Below are 17151 nucleotides of genomic sequence, written 5' to 3'. Positions count from 1 at the left end.
GCCAACTGAGACAAGCAATGAGCGAAGTGGAAACAAGCGCGCCCGATCCGCGCGAACAAGTGCTGGCCACCGTGGCCAAGCTGCCCAACCTGCCGGGCGTGTACCGCTATTTCGACGCCGAGGACAAGGTGCTCTACGTCGGCAAGGCGCGCGACCTGAAGAAGCGCGTGTCCAGCTACTTCCAGAAAAACCTCAGCAGCCCGCGCATCGCCATGATGGTCGAGCGCATCGCCCGGCTGGAAACCACCGTCACCCACAGCGAAGCCGAAGCGCTGATCCTCGAGAACAACCTGATCAAGGCGCTCAGCCCGCGCTTCAACATCCTGTTCCGCGACGACAAATCGTACCCCTACCTGAAGATCACCGGCGGCGACGCGCCGCGCATGGTCTACTACCGTGGCGCGGTCGACAAGAAGAACCAGTATTTCGGACCGTTCCCCAGCTCGTGGGCGGTCAAGGAATCGATGCAGATCCTGCAGAAGGTGTTCCTGATCCGCACCTGCGAGGACAGCGTCTATTCGAACCGCACGCGCCCCTGCCTGCTGCACCAGATCGGCCGCTGCAGCGGGCCCTGCGTCGATTTGATCAGCAAGGAAGACTACAAGGTCGACGTCGAAAACGCCGCCCGCTTCCTGCGCGGACGCCAGAGCGAAGTGATGGAAGACCTGGAAAAGAAAATGCACGCCTACGCCGCAGAGCTCAAATTCGAGCAGGCCGCCGCGGTGCGCAACCAGATCCAGTCGCTGTCGCGCGTGCTGCACCAGCAAAGCATGGAGACCACCGGCGACGCCGACGTCGACATCATCGCCGTGCTGGTGCAGGGCGGCCGCGCCTGCGTCAACCTGGCCATGGTGCGCGGCGGCCGCCACCTGGGCGACCGCGCCTATTTCCCCAACCATATCGGCGACGCCGCCGCCATCGCCGAGGAACCGATCGAGGTCGAGGTGCTGGCCGCCTTCCTGGTCCAGCACTACACCGAGAAATTCATCCCCGGCACGCTGATCCTGAATATCGAATTCGACCACCCGGCGCTGATGCAGGCCTTGCAGGAGCAGTGCGGCCACCGCATCAACCTGATCTTCCAGCCGCAGGACCAGCGCCGCAAATGGCTGGAACTGGCGCAGAAGGGCGCCGAGATCTCGCTGGCGCGGCTGCTGCAGGAGCAGGGCTCGCAGCAGTCGCGCACGCGCGCGCTGGTCGAGGCGCTGCAGCTGGAGCCGGAAGACATCGACGCCTTGCGGGTGGAGTGCTTCGACATCTCGCACACGCAGGGCGAGGCCACGCAGGCCTCGTGCGTGGTGTTCCATCACCACCAGATGCAGAACGGCGAATACCGCCGCTACAACATCAACGACATCACGCCCGGCGACGATTACGCGGCGATGCGCCAGGTGCTGATGCGCCGCTACGAAAAGGTGGCCAACGGCGACGGTGTCATGCCGGACGTGGTGCTGATCGACGGCGGCAAGGGCCAGATCGAAATGGCGCGCCAGGTGTTCGCCGAGCTGGGGCTGGACATCAGCCTGATCGTCGGCGTGGCCAAGGGGGAAGGGCGCCGGGTCGGCCTGGAGACGCTGATGTTCGTCGACGGCCGGGCCTCGCAGGAGCTGGGCAAGGAATCGGCGGCGCTGATGCTGGTGGCGCAGATCCGCGACGAGGCGCACCGTTTCGCCATCACCGGCATGCGTGCCAAGCGCGCCAGGACGCGCCAGACCTCGCGCCTGGAAGAGATCGAGGGCATAGGCGCCAAGCGCCGCCAGCGCCTGCTGGCGCGTTTTGGCGGCCTGCGCGGCGTGGTCGACGCCAGCATCGAGGACTTGAAGCAGGTTGAAGGCATCTCCAGCGCCTTGGCGGAAGAGATCTACAAACAGCTCCATTGAGTGTTCGGCAACAGTGCGCTGGTTTAATGTGCTGCGGCAAGGTAGACTAGCGGCGCATTACAAATTTTCACGGCTGCACTAATTTCCGAGCTTATGCCTTTCAATATACCGATACTGTTGACCTGGTTGCGCGTTGCGCTGATTCCGCTGGTGGTAGGCGTTTACTACCTGCCCACCACCGTCCTGCCCGTGGCGGATCAAAACCTGGCGGCCACGCTGGTGTTCATCGTCGCCGCGATCACCGACTGGTTCGACGGTTTCCTGGCCCGGCGCTGGAACCAGACCTCGGCCTTCGGCGCCTTCCTCGACCCGGTGGCCGACAAGCTGATGGTGGCCGGCGCCTTGCTGGTGCTGGTGCAGCTGGACCGCGCCAACGCCGTGCTGTCGTTCATCATCATCGGCCGCGAGATCGCCATTTCGGCGCTGCGCGAATGGATGGCGCAGATCGGCGCCTCCAAGTCGGTGGCGGTCAGCTCGCTGGGCAAGATCAAGACCACGGCGCAGATGACGGCGATCCCGCTGCTGTTGTTCCACGACGTGCTGTGGGGCGCCATCGACACCCAGTTCTGGGGCTCGCGCCTGCTGGAAGTGGCGGCCGTGCTGACGGTCTGGTCGATGTTCTACTACCTGCGCCTGGCATGGCCGCTGATCAAGGAAAAATCCGGCCAGCTCTAATCGCGGGTCAAAACTAAATAAACAATATTTTTTATTCGACAAAGTTTTTGCCATTGACAGCCTGCTCAGATCCTCTATAATGCTGGCCTGTTGTTGATGACGGCGACGCGGGAGTAGCTCAGTTGGTAGAGCGCAACCTTGCCAAGGTTGAGGTCGAGAGTTCGAGACTCTTCTCCCGCTCCAGGTAATCGATAACAACGTAGTACTGGCAATAACAGCAGCTAGCTGCTATGATGTCGGACTCCAATGCGGGAGTAGCTCAGTTGGTAGAGCGCAACCTTGCCAAGGTTGAGGTCGAGAGTTCGAGACTCTTCTCCCGCTCCAGTTCCCCGGAACTCGGCTGGCGTAGTATAAAATGTAACTCCTATGCGGGAGTAGCTCAGTTGGTAGAGCGCAACCTTGCCAAGGTTGAGGTCGAGAGTTCGAGACTCTTCTCCCGCTCCAGAATTTCGGATGGCAGCGCATAACCCGCTGTTATCTTGGTCAACAGTTTCCTCTGGCGAGGTAGCAAAGCGGTTATGCAGCGGCCTGCAAAGCCGCGTAGATGGGTTCGACTCCCATTCTCGCCTCCAAAACACTCCACGCGGGAGTAGCTCAGTTGGTAGAGCGCAACCTTGCCAAGGTTGAGGTCGAGAGTTCGAGACTCTTCTCCCGCTCCAGTATGTAGAAGGGCAGCCAGATCTGGGCTGCCCTTTTTTCATGTCAAGTTCAATCATCGCGCATGCGTTGACCTACCTGCACGGATTGTCTGTAAGCCTCGTTTTGATCCACAGATAAAATTTGGTCTGCAAACGCTGGCTAATGACGCGGCGGTTCACCAAGGCGCAAAAGTGCTATTTGACCGAGCGCGACATATCGACTGCGACGCTGCGTTTGCTGGGAGCGCCGAAAAGTGCTTCTACCATCGGGTCGCGCCGAATCGTCAGCTTGTTGGCGCGCAGCGGCAGGCTGATATCGTCGATCAGACGGTGGATGCGGCTGCCTTCGCGACTGATTGTGACGCTCAAGGTGGGGCCGCAGTAGTTGTCGATCATCATAAGTTCCATGTTCTTTCTCCTAAGCCAGCTAGGCGCCTGCGCCAGGCTGGACGTTTCTATTGTTTCGGGTGCCGATGCCGGGGGCAATCGGCAAGTAGTACTAGTCACGCCTACTTCTTATGCCGTGGTCAGCTTGTCCGGTGACAGCATAGGCCGCCGGAACCTCGGGGCACTGACAGGCGGGGGCTCCGTGGCGACGGTCGTCAGCGCTAGGATGTGGCGACGCGCCTGCCCCGCGCAGCGGCAATACAGCGCCACGTACGTCTGGTACGCTGCCAACGCCGGCCACGCATCGGGCAGCAGTTCCTGCGGTAGCAGCGGATCGCTGCGGCGACAGTGCTGGTAGCCGTGACTGACTAGCAGCCGCAACAGGAAGGCCTGCTCGTCGCTGATGGCGCCAGGTTGATCGAGCAGCCCGCGCAGATGCTCGAAGCGTTGCAGGAATTGCTGGTAGAGCTCGGCGATGCCGTCGAGGTCCCAATCGGTGCAGCCGAACAGTGGCTGGCTAGTGGCTGCGGCCAGTTGTGCGCCGCTCACGTCGAACAAAGCCAGTCCCAGTTCCTCCGCTGCCGGCATGGTGCCGTCCAGTGCGCTGCGATATGCGCTCGGCCGCGCCAGCAAGTTCGGCGCCAGCAAGCAGTAGTCCAGGGCCAGCAAGCGTTTGCGCGTGGTGGCATAGCGCGCGGCGTTGATGCCGCCGGTGTTGACCAGGATGGTCCAGTCTTCGGCAAAGCTGCGCTCCGGCGGGATGTTGTGGCGCTGGCGCGCGGCCCATACCGCCGCCGCCGTGGCCGGGGCCAGCTGGCACAGGCTACGGCGGCCGTGGCGTTCGACCCGCAGCGCCTGGTGATCGGCCAGCCGGCACAGCGCGGTGCGGATCGCCCGTTCCTGGAAGCCCAGCGGTTGCATCAGCGCGATGGCGCTGCCCAGCCATTGGCTCTTTTGCCCGAACAGCTGGGCTTCGCTGAACATCAGTATCAGCATGGTGTTCAGGCGCGGCCTGGCTTGCAGCAGGCAGGTTTCGATGTGGCTTGCGGTGGTGTTGCTCATGTGGTTGCCGTGACGGTTAAAGGTGGCGTGGAGGGCGGACGCAGGCGCCGGTACAGGCGGAGCGCAGTGGCCAGGTTGTACCAGAGCCACAGGCAGGAGCAGCCCATCAGCGCGGCGGCCGGCCGTGCCAGCAGGTCCGGACGCCAGCAGGCGGCGGCCAGCATCAGCAAGGCCAACGCATGGGCGAGGAATTGCCGCTGCGCGGCGCGCTCGGGAATGATCTTGTTGATGCCGGGAAGCTTGGGCTGGCCGGGCGCGGCGCTTTCCTGCAGGTGGTACCAGGTCAGGAAGGGCACGATCTTGTACAGCATGCCGGCGATGGCGGACAGCGCGAAGCCGGCGATCAGCAGCACGCCCAGCAACAGCGGCCGCAGGTTGTCGTGGGCGTCGCCAGGCCACAGCCACAGCGCCAGCGCCGCCAGCAGGCTGGCCATGGCCGTGCGCCAGTACAGCGTGGTGGGATCGGTGCTGGGACGCTTGCGGCGCGCCAGCAGGCTCAGCGTGACGGCGCCGAACGCCGCGTAGCCGGCCGCCAGCAGCAACAGGCAGGTTTGATGGAACAGCTGCGCCGGTCCGCGCAGCCCGCTGCTGATCGACGCCGACGCCAGCAGCAGGAACATGGTGGTGGCAAAGCCGCCGGTCAGCAGCGGCGGGTAGGGCGGCGTCACCATGAACATCGGCACCACCTGGTAGGCGATGGCGATCACCAACAAGCCCACCCAGCCCAGCAGGCCCCACATCGCGTGCAGGTCGGTCAGGCGTTGCAGCGGCAGGCCCTCCAGCGCGGGGAAGGCGAAGGCGCCGGCCAGCAGGCCGCCCAGCAGGGTCGTGATCGCCAGCGAGGCTAACGACAGCCGTATGCCCGGCAGCACCGGGCCGGCGCCGGGGCCGCGCCGCCACAGCGCGAGCGTGCAGGCGGCGACGAACAGCAGCAAGGTCGCCAGCAGCAGCGTCAGCGCGCAGCGGAACAGCAGGGCTTGCTCCCGCCAGAAGGCGGCCGCCAGCACCAGCGTGCCCAGGCACAGACCGAGGTGGACCACGGCGCCCACTACACCGACCCGTGGCAGCGCCACGCCGGCCACCACCGGCAGCAACTGCAACAGCGCGCCCACCATCGTCATGCTGAGGCAACCGAGCACCATCAGATGCGTCAGCGCCAAGGTCAACGGCGACCAGCGCGTCAGCAGCGCGGCCGGGCCTTGCCACGCCACCAGCGCGGCCGCCAGCGCCGCAAACAGCGGCGCGCTCAGGAAATAGCGCAGCGGCAGCGACAAACGGGGATTGAGGTCGAACGACAGCGCGCGTTGTGGAGCGTCGGCGGATTTCATGCGGCGGGCGCGTCGGGAACCAGCCAGATCAGCACTTCGTAGCGAAAGTCCGGTTGCGGCGTGGTGCGGTGCGCATAGCCGTAGCGCCGCAGGATCTGGTACAGCGGCAGCGGATCGCGGTCGATCAGCACACGCAGGTGTTCGTCGGGGCCCAGCTGGTCGAGCGCGTCGAGGATGCGCACCATCGGTTCCGGCGGCTCCAGGCCGCCTACATCGAGCAGGCGCACGTTGGCGGCGGCTTCCTGTAGCGAGCTCATACCGCCACCTCGGCGTCCGCCGTGGTCCGCTCCAGATAGTCCATGCTGGCGATGATGGCGTCGGCCTGCTCGTGCAGCACGCGGTCGGCCAGCGGATAGAGCACACCTTCCTCCTTCAGGTTGTGCTGGCGCATCAGCACGCGCAGCGTGTCGGCGTGGTCGAAGTAGCTGTCGCTGTCGCGCTGCGCCAGCGCGGCGCCCATGTTGCGCAGGGTGTCGCGCATCTGCCCGTGTTCCATGCGCATGACGCTGGTCGGGCCGCCGGCGTTCTGCATCACGCGCTCCAGCCGCGCAAACAGCACCCGTTCCTCCTTGTGCAGGTGGCGTTCGAACTGCCACAGGAAGGTGGCGAAACCGGTGGTGGCGGCGGCCCAGTCGCGGCCGGCGATGCTGGCTTCGGTAAGGTTGTACAGCTCGTCGCAGTGGCGATGATCCTGTTCGAGGTAATGGGCGATCGTTTGCATGGGCTAGTCCTTGAGAATGTGCAAGACCATTGTCCCACCGGCACAAGCTTAATTTCTTTGATTCAAATCAAGGATTTCAGGCATGACGGCGCGATACAGTTCGTTCGCCGTTTGGCGATGAACTTTTACCCATGCTTGAGCCTTATGAAACCTTTCGATATTCCCCCAGCCGCCGGCCAGCGCCCGATAGAGCTGGTGTGCCCGGCCGGCAGTCTGCCGGCGCTCAAGACCGCCGTCGATCACGGCGCCGATTGCGTGTACCTGGGTTTTCGCGACGCCACCAACGCCCGCAACTTCGCCGGCCTCAACTTTGACGACGCCGCCATCGCGGCCGGCATCGCCTACGCGCACGAGCGCGGCTGCAAGGTTCTGCTGGCGCTGAACACCTATCCCCAACCGGACACCAGCGCGCTGTGGCGCAGCGCCATCGACCGCGCCGCCGCGGCCGGCGTCGACGCCGTGATCCTGGCCGACCCCGGCTTGATGCGCTACGCCTGCGACCACCATCCAATGCTGCGCCTGCATCTGTCGGTGCAGGGCTCGGCCACCAGCGCCGAGGCGATCAATTTCTACCACCAACACTTCGGCATCGCCCGCGCGGTGCTGCCGCGCGTGCTGTCGCTGGCCCAGGTCGAGCACGTGGTGCGCAACACCGGGGTCGAGATCGAAGTGTTCGGCTTCGGCAGCCTGTGCGTGATGGTCGAGGGCCGCTGCGCGCTGTCGTCCTATGTGACCGGTGAATCGCCCAACACCCACGGCGTCTGCTCGCCGGCCAAGGCGGTGCGCTGGCATCAGAGCGCGAACAGCCTGGAGTCGCGCCTGAACGACGTGATGATCGACCGCTATACGCCGCAGGAGAACGCCAGCTATCCCACGCTGTGCAAGGGCCGCTTCGAGGTCGACGATGAAACCTACTACGCGGTCGAGGAGCCGACCAGCCTGAACACCCTGGAACTGCTGCCGCAGCTGCTGGAGATGGGCGTGCGCGCGGTCAAGATCGAAGGCCGCCAGCGCAGCCCGGCCTACGTGGCGCAAGTCACGCGTGTGTGGCGCGAGGCGCTCGACCAGTGCCTGGGCAACGCCGCGCGCTACTCGGTCAAGCCGGGCTGGATGTCGGAACTGAACACCCTGGCGGAGGGGCAGCAGCACACGCTGGGCGCCTACCACCGTTCGTGGAAATGAAAGCTGGAGTCGCCATGTTGAAACTTGCCTTAGGGCCGCTGCTGTACTACTGGCCACGCGCCCAAGTGATGGAATTTTATGAAGAAATGGCCGCCACCCCGGTCGACATCGTCTACCTCGGCGAGACCGTGTGCTCGCGCCGCCACGAGCTGCGCAGCGCCGACTGGCTGGCGATCGCCGACCTGCTGGCCGCGCGCGGCAAGCAGGTGGTGCTGTCGTCGCTGGCGCTGATCGAGTCGAGCGCCGACCTGGGCGCGCAGCGCCGGCTGGCGGCCAACGGCCACTACCGGGTCGAAGCCAACGACATGGCCGCCGTGCACCTGCTATCCGGCCAGGGCGGCTTCATCGCCGGCCCGCACCTGAACGTCTACAACCCGCCGACGCTGGCGCTACTGCACGAACTGGGCGCGCGGCGCTGGGTGATGCCGCTGGAGATGGGGCGCGCCGGCCTGGGCCACATGCAGCGGCAGCGCCCGGACGGCATGGAGACCGAGGTGTTCGCCTTCGGCCGCATGCCGCTGGCGTTCTCGGCGCGCTGCTTCACCGCGCGCAACCGCAACCTGCCCAAGGACGACTGTCGCTTCAGCTGCATCGACCATCCGGACGGCCTGATGATGCGCACCCGCGAGCAGCAGGACTTCCTGGTGCTGAACGGCATCCAGAGCCAGTCGGCGCTGGTGTACAACCTGGTCAACGAAGTGGCGCAGATGCGGGCGCTGGGCGTCGATGTCGCGAGGTTGAGCCCGCAATCGCAGCACATGCCGCAGATCATCGCCGCCTTCGACGCCGCACGCGGCGGCGCATCGACGGCCACGCCGACGGTGCAGGCGATGGAAGGCTTGCTGCCGGCCGCCGCCTGCAACGGTTACTGGTACGGCCGACCCGGTCTTGACTATCACATGGAGCGTGCCGCATGAATCCCGTCGCCATGAACCTAACCGGCGGCGCGCTGCCGCTGCCGGCGCCCCTGGCGGCGCTGGGCCGCTTGTTGCCTGCCTATCCCGGCGCGCTGCTGTGCGTGGCCGCGCTCAACCTGGTGCTGCGTCCGCATCTGCCGGAGGATGTGCGCGCCAGCCTGCGCGGCAAACATCTGCGCGTCTGCGTCAGTGATGCCGGCGTGGCGTTCGACTTCACGTGGCGCGGACAAGGCTTCGCGGCCGTGCGCGCGCAAGGCGAGGCCGACCTGGAGATCGGCGCCTGCATGCGCGACTTCATCGCGCTGGCGCGGCGTGAACTGGACCCGGACACCTTGTTCTTCTCGCGCCGCCTGTCGATGCAGGGCGACACCGAACTGGGTCTGCTGGTCAAGAATACCCTGGATGGGATCGCGCTGCCGCTGACGGAATTGAGCAAGCAGGCCTTGACCCGCTTGCTCGACAGCCTGCCGGGACGGCGCCCGCGCTAGTGGTTGCGGCGCATGCTGAAACGGGGGAACAGCGGCTCGATATCTTGGAGCAGCTCGCCCCCCGGATAGCCGGCCACCGCGCTGGTCAGCAGCGCCTGGTCCTGGCAGCCGTTGGCGCGGAACTCCTGCAGCACATAATGCTCGACGCCGAGCGCCGACAGCGTCCGCGCCAGCGCCACCAGCTGCGTCGGTGGCAGTTGCACCGGATGCACGGTGGTGCGGCATTCGTATGCAACGCCGCTGGCCTGCACGGCGGCGATGCTGGCCCGCACCGGATCGCCGCTGCCGGGCACGCCGGTCACGATGGGATACAGCGAGAACGGCGCCTTGACGTCCAGTCCCACCCAATCCACCAGAGGCAGCACGCTGGCCAGCCGGTCGGGATAGATGCCGGCCGTTTCCAGTCCGACCCGGAAGCCCAGCGCGCGCACCTGGGCGATGGCATCGCCCAGCGCCGGGTCCATGGTGGCCTCGCCGCCGCAGAACACTACCGCGTCCAGCAAGCCCACGCGCCGCGCCAGCGCGGACAGGATATCGTCCCATGGCAGCGGACTGGCGCCGGTGCGCGGCTGAAGATGCGGGTTGTGGCAATAGCCGCAGCGCCACGGACAGCCCTGCACGAACACCACGGCCGACAGCAGGCCGGGGTATTCGGTGGCGCTGAACGGCGTGTAGCCGCCCACCTTGAGCGTGGCGGCGCCCATGTCAGCGGCTGGCGTTCACAGCGGCTTCGCTGAAGAATTTGCGCTCGTGGAATTCCCCCTGCTTGCCGATGTTGAAGGAGGCCAGCGGGCGGTGGTAGCCCATCACGCGGGTCCAGATTTCGCAAGGCTGGCGTTCGGCGTTGTCCAGTTCGGCGATGGTGGTTTGCGGCAGATTGTTCATGGCATTTCCTTGGTTGAGATAAAAAAGGTCAGACATTGACGGCCTGTTTGCGCGCCAGCAGTTCGGCGTCGCATTTCGGGCAGTACGGGTGGCTGCCGTTCAGGTAGCCGTGTTTGGGGCAGATCGAGAACGTCGGCGTGACCGTGATGTAGGGCAGGCGGAAGCGGCTCAGCGCGCGCCGCACCAGCGAGCGGCAGGCATCGGCGCTGGTCAGCGCTTCCGTCATGTACAGGTGCAGCACGGTGCCGCCGGTATATTTGCGCTGCAATTCGTCCTGCTGCTCCAGCGCCTGGAACGGATCGTCGGTGTAGCCGACCGGCAGCTGCGAGGAGTTGGTGTAGTAGGGCATCTCGGCCGTGCCCGCCTGGCGGATGGCCGGATAGCGCTTGCGGTCTTCCTTGGCGAAGCGATAGGTCGTGCCCTCGGCCGGCGTGGCTTCGAGGTTGTACATGTGGCCGGTCTCGGCCTGGAACTCGACCATGCGCGCGCGCACGTGGTCCAGCAGGCGCAGCGCCAGTGCGCGGCCCCACTCGCTGGTGATATCGTGTTCGCCGCTCGGGTCGAAGTTGCGCACCATCTCGTTGACGCCGTTCACGCCCAGAGTGGAGAAGTGGTTGCGCAGCGTGCCCAGGTAGCGCTTGGTATAGGGGAACAAGCCGTTGTCCATGTGTCGCTGGATCACCTTGCGCTTGATCTCCAGGCTGTCGCGGCCCAGCTCCAGCAGCCGGTCCAGCGCGGCCAGCAGGCCGGCCTCGTCGCCGCGGTGCAGATAGCCGAGGCGGGCGCAATTGATGGTCACCACGCCCAGCGAGCCGGTTTGCTCGGCCGAGCCGAACAGGCCGTTGCCGCGTTTGAGCAGCTCGCGCAGGTCGAGCTGCAGGCGGCAGCACATCGACCGTATCATATTGGGCTTGAGCTCGGAGTTGATGAAGTTCTGGAAGTAGGGCAGGCCGTAGCGCGCCGTCATCTCGAACAGGCGTTCGGCGTTCGGGCTGTCCCAGTCGAAGTCCTCGGTGATGTTGTAGGTCGGGATCGGGAAGGTGAAGGCCCGGCCCTTGGCGTCGCCGGTCATCATGATTTCGATGTAGGCATGGTTGATCAGGTCCATCTCGGCCTGCAATTCACCGTAGGCGAACGGCATGTCCTCGCCGGCGATGCGGGGGATTTGCTCGCGCAGGTCTTCCGGGCAAACCCAGTCGAAGGTCAGGTTGGTGAACGGCGTTTGTGTGCCCCAGCGCGACGGCACGTTGAGGTTGTAGATCAGCTCCTGCATGTACTGCTTGACCTCGTCGTAGCTGAGGCCGTCCTTGCGCACGAAGGGCGCCATGTAGGTGTCGAAGGAGCTGAACGCTTGCGCGCCGGCCCATTCGTTTTGCAGCGTGCCGAGGAAGTTGACGATCTGGCCGATCGCGCTCGACATGTGGCGCGGCGGGCTGGATTCGACCTTGCCGGGGACGCCGTTGAGGCCTTCGTTGAGCAGCGTGCGCAGCGACCAGCCGGCGCAGTAGCCGGCCAGCATGTCGAGGTCGTGGATGTGCAGGTCGGCCTCGCGGTGGGCCTGGCCGATGGCGGGTGGGTAGACGTGGCTGAGCCAGTAGTTGGCGATCACCTTGCCCGAGACGTTGAGGATCAGCCCACCCAGCGAATAGCCCTGGTTGGCGTTGGCGTTGACGCGCCAGTCCTGGCGCTCCAGGTACTCGTTGATGGAGGCGGCGACGTCGACCAGTGCGTGGCGGTCCTGGCGCAGCTTGGCGTGCTGTTCGCGGTAGACCACGTAGCTGCGCAGGGTTTTGCGGTAGCCGGCGTCGTACAGCACGCGTTCGGCGGTGTCCTGTATCAGTTCGACCGTCAGCTGGTCTTGCGGGCGCAGCGACGACAAATGCAGCAGCGCGCACTCGGCCAGGTGGCGCGCTTCGGGCAGGTCGAACTCGCTGCTGGTGCGCCCGGCTTTCAACAGTGCGGCCTCGATCTTGGCCAGCGTGAAGGCTTGCTCGCTGCCGTCGCGCTTGATGATCCTGGTGTGAATTAATCCTTGCATGCTTGCTCCTTGATCCCATATCTAGTTGGTTTGTCCTAGGTTAGGCACTAGATATGGTGTCGTCAACGAAAGTCGGCGCGGTTTTGCAATTCCTTGATATGGATTGTCTTTGAGCTGTACTCAAAGGCCGGCGTCTGGCCGGCACGGAGGCTTTACGCGCAGTGTAAGAAAATTAAATAAAATAGCTGGATGACCTACACATTCTCTCCAGCGACACCAGACGCGACTGCGTTCAAAGCCCTCTATGACACCACAGGTTGGGGACCGCTTGACCGGCGCGACGACTTTTACGAAGCGACGTTGCGCGGCTCCTGGGCATCCTTTGCCGCATATGACGCAGACCAATTGGTAGGCTTCGCCCGCGTCATTTCGGATGGCAAGCTGCATGGCTTCATTACGGAGATGATTGTTCATCCTGACTATCAGCGCCGTGGTCTTGGCGAGGAATTGATTAATGCATTGGTTGCGCGGTGTCGGGCTGCGGGGATAAATGACATCCAGCTGTTCTGTGCCAAGGGCAAAGTCGATTTTTATGTACATTGTGGGTTTGCCAAACGCCCAGACGACGCGCCAGGCATGCAGCATCGGAACGATGATTTGAATGGAGGATCAAAATGACACGAGTTCGAGTTGAAAGCTTCACGATTTCTATCGATGGCTATGGGGCGGGGCCGAATCAGGATCTCAATGAACCGCTCGGCGTGGGTGGCAAGGAGCTGCACCAGTGGTTCATTCCAACCCGCACGTTCCAGCATGCCCACGGTGCAGGCGATGGTACGACCGGTGTCGACGACGAATTTGCCGCGCGGGGATTTAAAAACGTCGGCGCCTGGATTCTTGGGCGGAACATGTTCGGGCCGGTTCGTGGGCCTTGGCCCGACTTGAACTGGAACGGCTGGTGGGGTGATAACCCACCGTACCACGTTCCGGTTTTTGTCTTGACTCATCATGCACGGCCATCGATCCAGATGGAAGGCGGCACGATATTCCACTTCGTCACGGGCGGTATCCATGAAGCGCTGGACCGTGCCCGCGAAGCAGCAAACGGCAAAGAGGTGCGCATTGGCGGCGGCGCCGACGTGATCAGGCAGTATCTTCAAGAAGGGCTTATCGACGAGCTGCATATCGCGATCTCGCCGATTCTGCTGGGCAGCGGCGAGCGCCTGTTCGAAGGAGTCGACCTGCGGGCTTTGGGATATGAATGCGTCGAGTTCGTGGGAACGGATAAGGCGACCCATGTTGTAATCCGGCGCACCTGAAGCCCCGGTTGGGGCACGCCTGCGCAGTCGTTGTGGCGAACCTCCTATTTTCTCCTCTATTTTTTTGGCTTTCCCCAATTTCGGTCGGCAGATCCGGAAATAGCCTGATGCTTAAAAAATAGGGGAAACTCGAAGTTTTGCCACAAGGAGCGCGGCGGCGCACCCCATGTGCATACTCTTTTGGTTGGCTGAGGGGCACTAATCCTGAAGGCCTGCACTTCGCAGGCGAAAGCCAAACTGATCGGCGCTGAACACCGCTATCGTGGGTCAGTTCCTGAAGCTCTCTGCTGAAGCGCAATTTTCTCGGATACCACCAATGATTGATCATGAAAAATTGACCACGCGTCGCGCCAGAATCGGTGATTTGTCTCGATTATTGGAACTATTGGCCGATGACAACTTAGGGAAAAATCGAGAAGCTATCGGCAGTAGCGAAGCCTGTTATGTTCTGGCTTTCAACGCAATAGATAGCGATATCAATCAGTACTTGCTGGTCGGCGAGCTAGAGGGAAGTGTTATCGCGATGTTGCAATTGACATTCATCCCCGGACTTAGCCGGCGTGGCGCGCTGCGAGCCAATATCGAAGCCGTGCGCGTTGACAATGGCTTGCGCGGGCAGGGAATCGGTAGTTGGCTTATATGCAGCAAGCTATCCTGCTGGCTGGTGAACGCAATTGTGGTTTGGTTCAGCTGACTAGCGATAAAACCAGGACGGAGGCGCATCGTTTTTACACCCGCCTCGGCTTTGTTGGAAGTCACGAGGGGTTTAAGCTCAAGCCATAGTTTCATCCGGCCTACTTGATCAACGCGGCCACTCGCTTGACGAACACCGGATCCGGTTCGGCGTCGAGCCGGGTGCTCTCCACCTGCACCGTGCCTTTGTCGTCGAGCAGCGCGATGCGGGTGGTGTGGTTAATCTCGCCGTTCTCCAGCCTGCGGTACTTGATGTTCAACGTGGCCGCCAGCGCGCGCGTTTGGCTGTCGCCGTCCGCCGTCACCAGCCGGAACTGCGCCGGATCGAGCTGATGCATCTTCAATAAACCGGACAGCGAGGCCGGCGTGTCATGGCGCGGATCGAGGCTGACCATCAGCACCCGCAGGCGCTTGCCATCCGGCCCCAGCGCGGCCACCGTGCGCTTGAGCGTTTCGATGATCACCGGGCAGGCCGCATGGCAGTCGCCGTAGAACATGGTGATCAGCACCGGCGTGCCCGCCATGTCGTGCAGGGCGAAGTGCTGGCCGGTGGCGTCGGTCAGCGTGGCGTCGAGGCGGTAGATCGAGTTGCCGGGCAGCGCGGCGGCCAGCGCCGTCCAGGCGCACAGCGGGAGCAGCAGCGCGGCGGCCAGGACGGCGCGGCGCAGGGAGGCGAGATTGTTCATGGCTTGTTTCCTTGAGTGGGAGTGACGGGATCGCGCGCGCAGCGGAATCCCAGGTTGGCGCCGTCCTGCCGCGCTTCCATCGCGGACAGCAGGGCCAGGCGCATCAGCACGGCGTAGTTGCGGCGGTCGGCCAGCGACACCGCGGCGCCGCCGCAATAATCGAGCAGTTTTTGATCGCCGCTGGCGCGGCTGTCGGCATTGACGAACAGGCCGCTGTAATCCTCGACCCATTCCCACACCAGTCCATGCAGGTCATGGATGCCGTAGAAGTTGGCCGATCCGGTCGCCACGCTGCGCGGCGGCTGCTTGCCGGCGTCGGCGTACCAGCCGAGGATGTGGGCCAGCCAAGCCGGGTCGTCGCGGGCGTCGGGACGATGGTCGTCGGCGGCGGCCGCGAACTCCCATTCGTACCAGCGCGGCAGGCGGCCGCCCTCGGAGGCGCAATACGCCTGCGCGGCGAACCAGCCCACGCGCACCACCGGCGCGTCGGCGGCCAGCGGCGCGTAGTCGGTAGCGCCGCTCCAGCCGGACAGATAGGTCGGCGCCGCCAGCAGCGCCGGCGCCAGCCCGCGTTGCCAGGCCGGCGTGCGCCGCACGAAGTCCGCGTACTCGGCGTTGGTGACCAGCCGGCTGCGCAGCAAATAGGGCGCCACCACCGCCGGCGCATCCACGCCGTCGGCCGGCAGCACGCTGCGCAGCGTGCCGCCGGCGATGGCGATGTAGACCACGTCGGCGGCGCCGGCGCGGTCAGCCAGCGCCGCCAGCATCAGCAGCAGCGGCAGCAAGCCGCCGGACGCGGCGCGGGGCTTCATGGCTGGCGCGACTTGCGCATGTCGCGCACCTGGGCCGGCGTCACCGCTGGCGTCACTTTGTTCATCTCCACGCCGACATAGTTGATGACGGCGGCGATGTCGTCGTCGCTCAGGTCCTGCGGCGGCATGACGCCGTTGTAGTGCTCGCCATTGACGACGATCTCGCCGTTGCGCCCGTTGAGCACGATGTGCGCCATCTCATACGGCCGCTGCTGGAAGAAGTCGGAATTGGCCAGCGGCGGGAACACGCCGGCGACACCCTTGCCGTCCGCCTGATGGCAGGCCGAGCAGTTGCTGTCGTAGACCGCCTTGCCGCGCAGTTGCTGGGCGCGGTCGACGCCGGCCACGGCGGGCTTGGCGGCCGGCGGCGCGGCCTTGGCTGCGGCTGCGGTCGCGCCGCCCACCAGCGGCTTCTTGATGCCCTTGCCGTAGATCTCAGGCCGCTCCGGGCCGCTGACCGCCATCAGGCCGATGGCGCCCTTGTTGAAGGCGCGCGTCAGCGAATGGTCGACCAGCGTCAGGTTGCCCGGCACGCGCGGGACGAATTCGACGATGGTCGAGCCACCGGCCGGCACCATCGTGGTCTGCACGTTTTCCTGGTAGTGGCTGCCGCCCTCGGTGTACACGCGGTCGAAGATGGTGCCGATGATGTGGAAGCTGGACGTGATGTTGGGGCCGCCCACGCCGAAGTACATCCGCACCTTTTCGTTGGCCTTGGCGGTCAGCGCGTTGTTGCCGGTCAGCGCGCCGTCGGCGCCGTTGAACAGCACATAGGTCGGCTTCTCGTCGATGGCCTTCTGCATGTCGAAGCCCTGCACGCCGGGCGCGCGGTAGGCGCCGCTGGTGTAGAAGTCGCCCTGCATCACATAGTATTCGCGGTCGACCGGCGCCATGCCTTCCTTGGGCTCGACCAGGATCATGCCGTACATGCCGTTGGCCACGTGCATGCCGACCGGCGCGGTGGCGCAGTGGTACACGTACAGGCCGGGCGACAGCGCCTTGAAGGTGAAGCTCGCTTCGTTGCCGGGCGCGATCAGGGTCTGCGCGGCGCCGCCGCCGGGGCCGGTCACGGCGTGCAGGTCGATATTGTGGGGCAGCTTGTTGTCCGGCAGGTTCAGCAGATGCAGCTCGACGGTGTCGCCTTCGCGCACCCGTATCATCTTGCCCGGCACGGTGCCGCCGAAGGTCCAGAAGGTGTAGCGGCTGCCGGGCGCGATCTCGCGCTCGACTTCTTCCACCGTCAGGTTGACCACCACCTTGGCGGGGGTCTTGCGGGTGATCGGCGGCGGCAGCAGCGGCGGCGCCAGCAGTTCCTGGGTGATGGTGGGCAGGGCCGTCTCGGCCGGGGTGGCCGCCGCGGCGGGGAGCATGGCGAGTACGGCGCTGGTAATGCCGGCTGCGACCAGTTTCAATTGCGTTTTCATTTTTTTATTCGCCTTTGTAGTTTGGATGTGCACCCATGGATGAGTGCGAACCCATGCTATGGAAAGGAATCGGCAA

The 17151-nt window shown here is 64.5% G+C and carries 19 protein-coding genes and 5 tRNA genes; 13 read left to right on the top strand and 11 right to left on the bottom strand.

Annotated elements, in window-relative coordinates:
• The first annotated feature begins 17 nt into the window (after nucleotides 1–17).
• From uvrC to ACSQ3S_RS22610, 7 genes are all read left to right on the top strand, one after another.
• Complete coding sequence (uvrC, locus tag ACSQ3S_RS22640) at nucleotides 18–1880, top strand: excinuclease ABC subunit UvrC (RefSeq protein WP_436143870.1); 1863 nt, start codon at nucleotides 18–20, stop codon at nucleotides 1878–1880.
• A 93-nt stretch (nucleotides 1881–1973) separates the two neighbouring features.
• On the top strand, nucleotides 1974–2555 hold the full coding sequence (gene pgsA, locus ACSQ3S_RS22635; protein WP_176651594.1) for a CDP-diacylglycerol--glycerol-3-phosphate 3-phosphatidyltransferase: 582 nt from the start codon (nucleotides 1974–1976) through the stop codon (nucleotides 2553–2555).
• A 107-nt stretch (nucleotides 2556–2662) separates the two neighbouring features.
• Nucleotides 2663–2738: transfer RNA gene (locus ACSQ3S_RS22630), tRNA-Gly, on the top strand.
• 65 nt (nucleotides 2739–2803) lie between these two features.
• Nucleotides 2804–2879 (top strand) — tRNA-Gly (locus ACSQ3S_RS22625).
• A 44-nt stretch (nucleotides 2880–2923) separates the two neighbouring features.
• Nucleotides 2924–2999 (top strand) — tRNA-Gly (locus ACSQ3S_RS22620).
• A 54-nt stretch (nucleotides 3000–3053) separates the two neighbouring features.
• A tRNA-Cys gene (locus ACSQ3S_RS22615) sits at nucleotides 3054–3127 on the top strand.
• 11 nt (nucleotides 3128–3138) lie between these two features.
• Nucleotides 3139–3214: transfer RNA gene (locus tag ACSQ3S_RS22610), tRNA-Gly, on the top strand.
• Nucleotides 3215–3388: 174 nt separating this feature from the next.
• Here the strand turns inward: ACSQ3S_RS22610 and ACSQ3S_RS22605 are convergent.
• The 5 genes from ACSQ3S_RS22605 to ACSQ3S_RS22585 form a co-directional block, all read right to left on the bottom strand.
• Nucleotides 3389–3601, bottom strand: coding sequence for a hypothetical protein (locus ACSQ3S_RS22605; RefSeq protein ID WP_436143869.1), 213 nt, complete (start codon nucleotides 3599–3601; stop codon nucleotides 3389–3391).
• A gap of 108 nt (nucleotides 3602–3709) precedes the next feature.
• The gene (locus tag ACSQ3S_RS22600) at nucleotides 3710–4642 is read right to left on the bottom strand and encodes a PaaX family transcriptional regulator C-terminal domain-containing protein (protein ID WP_436143868.1); all 933 of its coding nucleotides are present in this window, start codon (nucleotides 4640–4642) and stop codon (nucleotides 3710–3712) included.
• Nucleotides 4639–5970 (bottom strand): permease, encoded by a 1332-nt coding sequence (locus tag ACSQ3S_RS22595; RefSeq protein ID WP_436143867.1) that lies wholly within the window; start codon nucleotides 5968–5970, stop codon nucleotides 4639–4641. Before ACSQ3S_RS22595 ends, ACSQ3S_RS22600 begins: the two co-directional genes overlap by 4 nt.
• Nucleotides 5967–6227 carry a DUF2249 domain-containing protein gene (locus tag ACSQ3S_RS22590; protein WP_436143866.1) on the bottom strand — a complete coding sequence of 87 codons (261 nt, stop codon included), beginning with the start codon at nucleotides 6225–6227 and terminating at the stop codon, nucleotides 5967–5969. Before ACSQ3S_RS22590 ends, ACSQ3S_RS22595 begins: the two co-directional genes overlap by 4 nt.
• Nucleotides 6224–6691 carry a hemerythrin domain-containing protein gene (locus ACSQ3S_RS22585; RefSeq protein ID WP_436143865.1) on the bottom strand — a complete coding sequence of 156 codons (468 nt, stop codon included), beginning with the start codon at nucleotides 6689–6691 and terminating at the stop codon, nucleotides 6224–6226. The genes ACSQ3S_RS22590 and ACSQ3S_RS22585 overlap by 4 nt, the downstream gene beginning before the upstream one ends.
• 144 nt (nucleotides 6692–6835) lie before the next feature.
• Between ACSQ3S_RS22585 and ubiU the strand changes: the two genes are divergently transcribed.
• The 3 genes from ubiU to ubiT are packed head-to-tail and all read left to right on the top strand — an operon-like array spanning nucleotide 6836 to nucleotide 9278.
• Nucleotides 6836–7873, top strand: a complete 1038-nt coding sequence (gene ubiU, locus ACSQ3S_RS22580; protein ID WP_436143864.1) for a ubiquinone anaerobic biosynthesis protein UbiU — start codon at nucleotides 6836–6838, stop codon at nucleotides 7871–7873.
• A gap of 14 nt (nucleotides 7874–7887) precedes the next feature.
• Nucleotides 7888–8790, top strand: a complete 903-nt coding sequence (ubiV, locus tag ACSQ3S_RS22575) for a ubiquinone anaerobic biosynthesis protein UbiV (RefSeq protein WP_436143863.1) — start codon at nucleotides 7888–7890, stop codon at nucleotides 8788–8790.
• On the top strand, nucleotides 8787–9278 hold the full coding sequence (ubiT, locus tag ACSQ3S_RS22570) for a ubiquinone anaerobic biosynthesis accessory factor UbiT (RefSeq protein WP_436143862.1): 492 nt from the start codon (nucleotides 8787–8789) through the stop codon (nucleotides 9276–9278). The genes ubiV and ubiT overlap by 4 nt, the downstream gene beginning before the upstream one ends.
• Here ubiT and ACSQ3S_RS22565 read toward each other — a convergent pair.
• Genes ACSQ3S_RS22565 through ACSQ3S_RS22555 form a run of 3 tightly spaced genes read right to left on the bottom strand, consistent with a single transcriptional unit; the run spans nucleotide 9275 to nucleotide 12201 of the window.
• The gene (locus tag ACSQ3S_RS22565) at nucleotides 9275–9982 is read right to left on the bottom strand and encodes an anaerobic ribonucleoside-triphosphate reductase activating protein (protein WP_436143861.1); all 708 of its coding nucleotides are present in this window, start codon (nucleotides 9980–9982) and stop codon (nucleotides 9275–9277) included. The two genes, ubiT and ACSQ3S_RS22565, sit on opposite strands and share 4 nt — an antisense overlap.
• A gap of 1 nt (nucleotide 9983) precedes the next feature.
• Entirely contained in the window at nucleotides 9984–10163 is a 180-nt protein-coding gene (gene nrdD / locus ACSQ3S_RS22560; protein WP_020706364.1) for an anaerobic ribonucleoside-triphosphate reductase, read from the bottom strand.
• A 28-nt stretch (nucleotides 10164–10191) separates the two neighbouring features.
• Entirely contained in the window at nucleotides 10192–12201 is a 2010-nt protein-coding gene (locus ACSQ3S_RS22555) for a ribonucleoside triphosphate reductase (protein ID WP_436143860.1), read from the bottom strand.
• A 189-nt stretch (nucleotides 12202–12390) separates the two neighbouring features.
• Between ACSQ3S_RS22555 and ACSQ3S_RS22550 the strand changes: the two genes are divergently transcribed.
• From ACSQ3S_RS22550 to ACSQ3S_RS22540, 3 genes are all read left to right on the top strand, one after another.
• A complete protein-coding gene (locus ACSQ3S_RS22550; RefSeq protein WP_436143859.1) occupies nucleotides 12391–12819 on the top strand; it encodes a GNAT family N-acetyltransferase in 429 nt (142 codons plus the stop codon).
• The gene (locus ACSQ3S_RS22545) at nucleotides 12816–13460 is read left to right on the top strand and encodes a dihydrofolate reductase family protein (RefSeq protein ID WP_436143858.1); all 645 of its coding nucleotides are present in this window, start codon (nucleotides 12816–12818) and stop codon (nucleotides 13458–13460) included. Before ACSQ3S_RS22550 ends, ACSQ3S_RS22545 begins: the two co-directional genes overlap by 4 nt.
• Nucleotides 13461–13776: 316 nt before the next feature.
• Nucleotides 13777–14154, top strand: coding sequence for a GNAT family N-acetyltransferase (locus ACSQ3S_RS22540; RefSeq protein WP_436143857.1), 378 nt, complete (start codon nucleotides 13777–13779; stop codon nucleotides 14152–14154).
• 100 nt (nucleotides 14155–14254) lie between these two features.
• On the opposite strand, the gene ACSQ3S_RS22535 is transcribed toward ACSQ3S_RS22540, so the two are convergent.
• The 3 genes from ACSQ3S_RS22535 to nirK are packed head-to-tail and all read right to left on the bottom strand — an operon-like array spanning nucleotide 14255 to nucleotide 17075.
• Complete coding sequence (locus tag ACSQ3S_RS22535) at nucleotides 14255–14839, bottom strand: SCO family protein (protein WP_436143856.1); 585 nt, start codon at nucleotides 14837–14839, stop codon at nucleotides 14255–14257.
• Complete coding sequence (locus ACSQ3S_RS22530; protein ID WP_436143855.1) at nucleotides 14836–15651, bottom strand: formylglycine-generating enzyme family protein; 816 nt, start codon at nucleotides 15649–15651, stop codon at nucleotides 14836–14838. Before ACSQ3S_RS22530 ends, ACSQ3S_RS22535 begins: the two co-directional genes overlap by 4 nt.
• Nucleotides 15648–17075 carry a copper-containing nitrite reductase gene (gene nirK / locus ACSQ3S_RS22525; protein ID WP_436143854.1) on the bottom strand — a complete coding sequence of 476 codons (1428 nt, stop codon included), beginning with the start codon at nucleotides 17073–17075 and terminating at the stop codon, nucleotides 15648–15650. Before nirK ends, ACSQ3S_RS22530 begins: the two co-directional genes overlap by 4 nt.
• Between the last annotated feature and the right edge of the window lie 76 nt (nucleotides 17076–17151).

Source organism: Duganella sp. LjRoot269, assembly GCF_964254095.1.
Classification (GTDB): domain Bacteria; phylum Pseudomonadota; class Gammaproteobacteria; order Burkholderiales; family Burkholderiaceae_D; genus Rugamonas; species Rugamonas hordei.
Note: the sequence above shows the minus strand (reverse complement) of the source record. Positions and strands in the feature narration are given on the sequence as shown.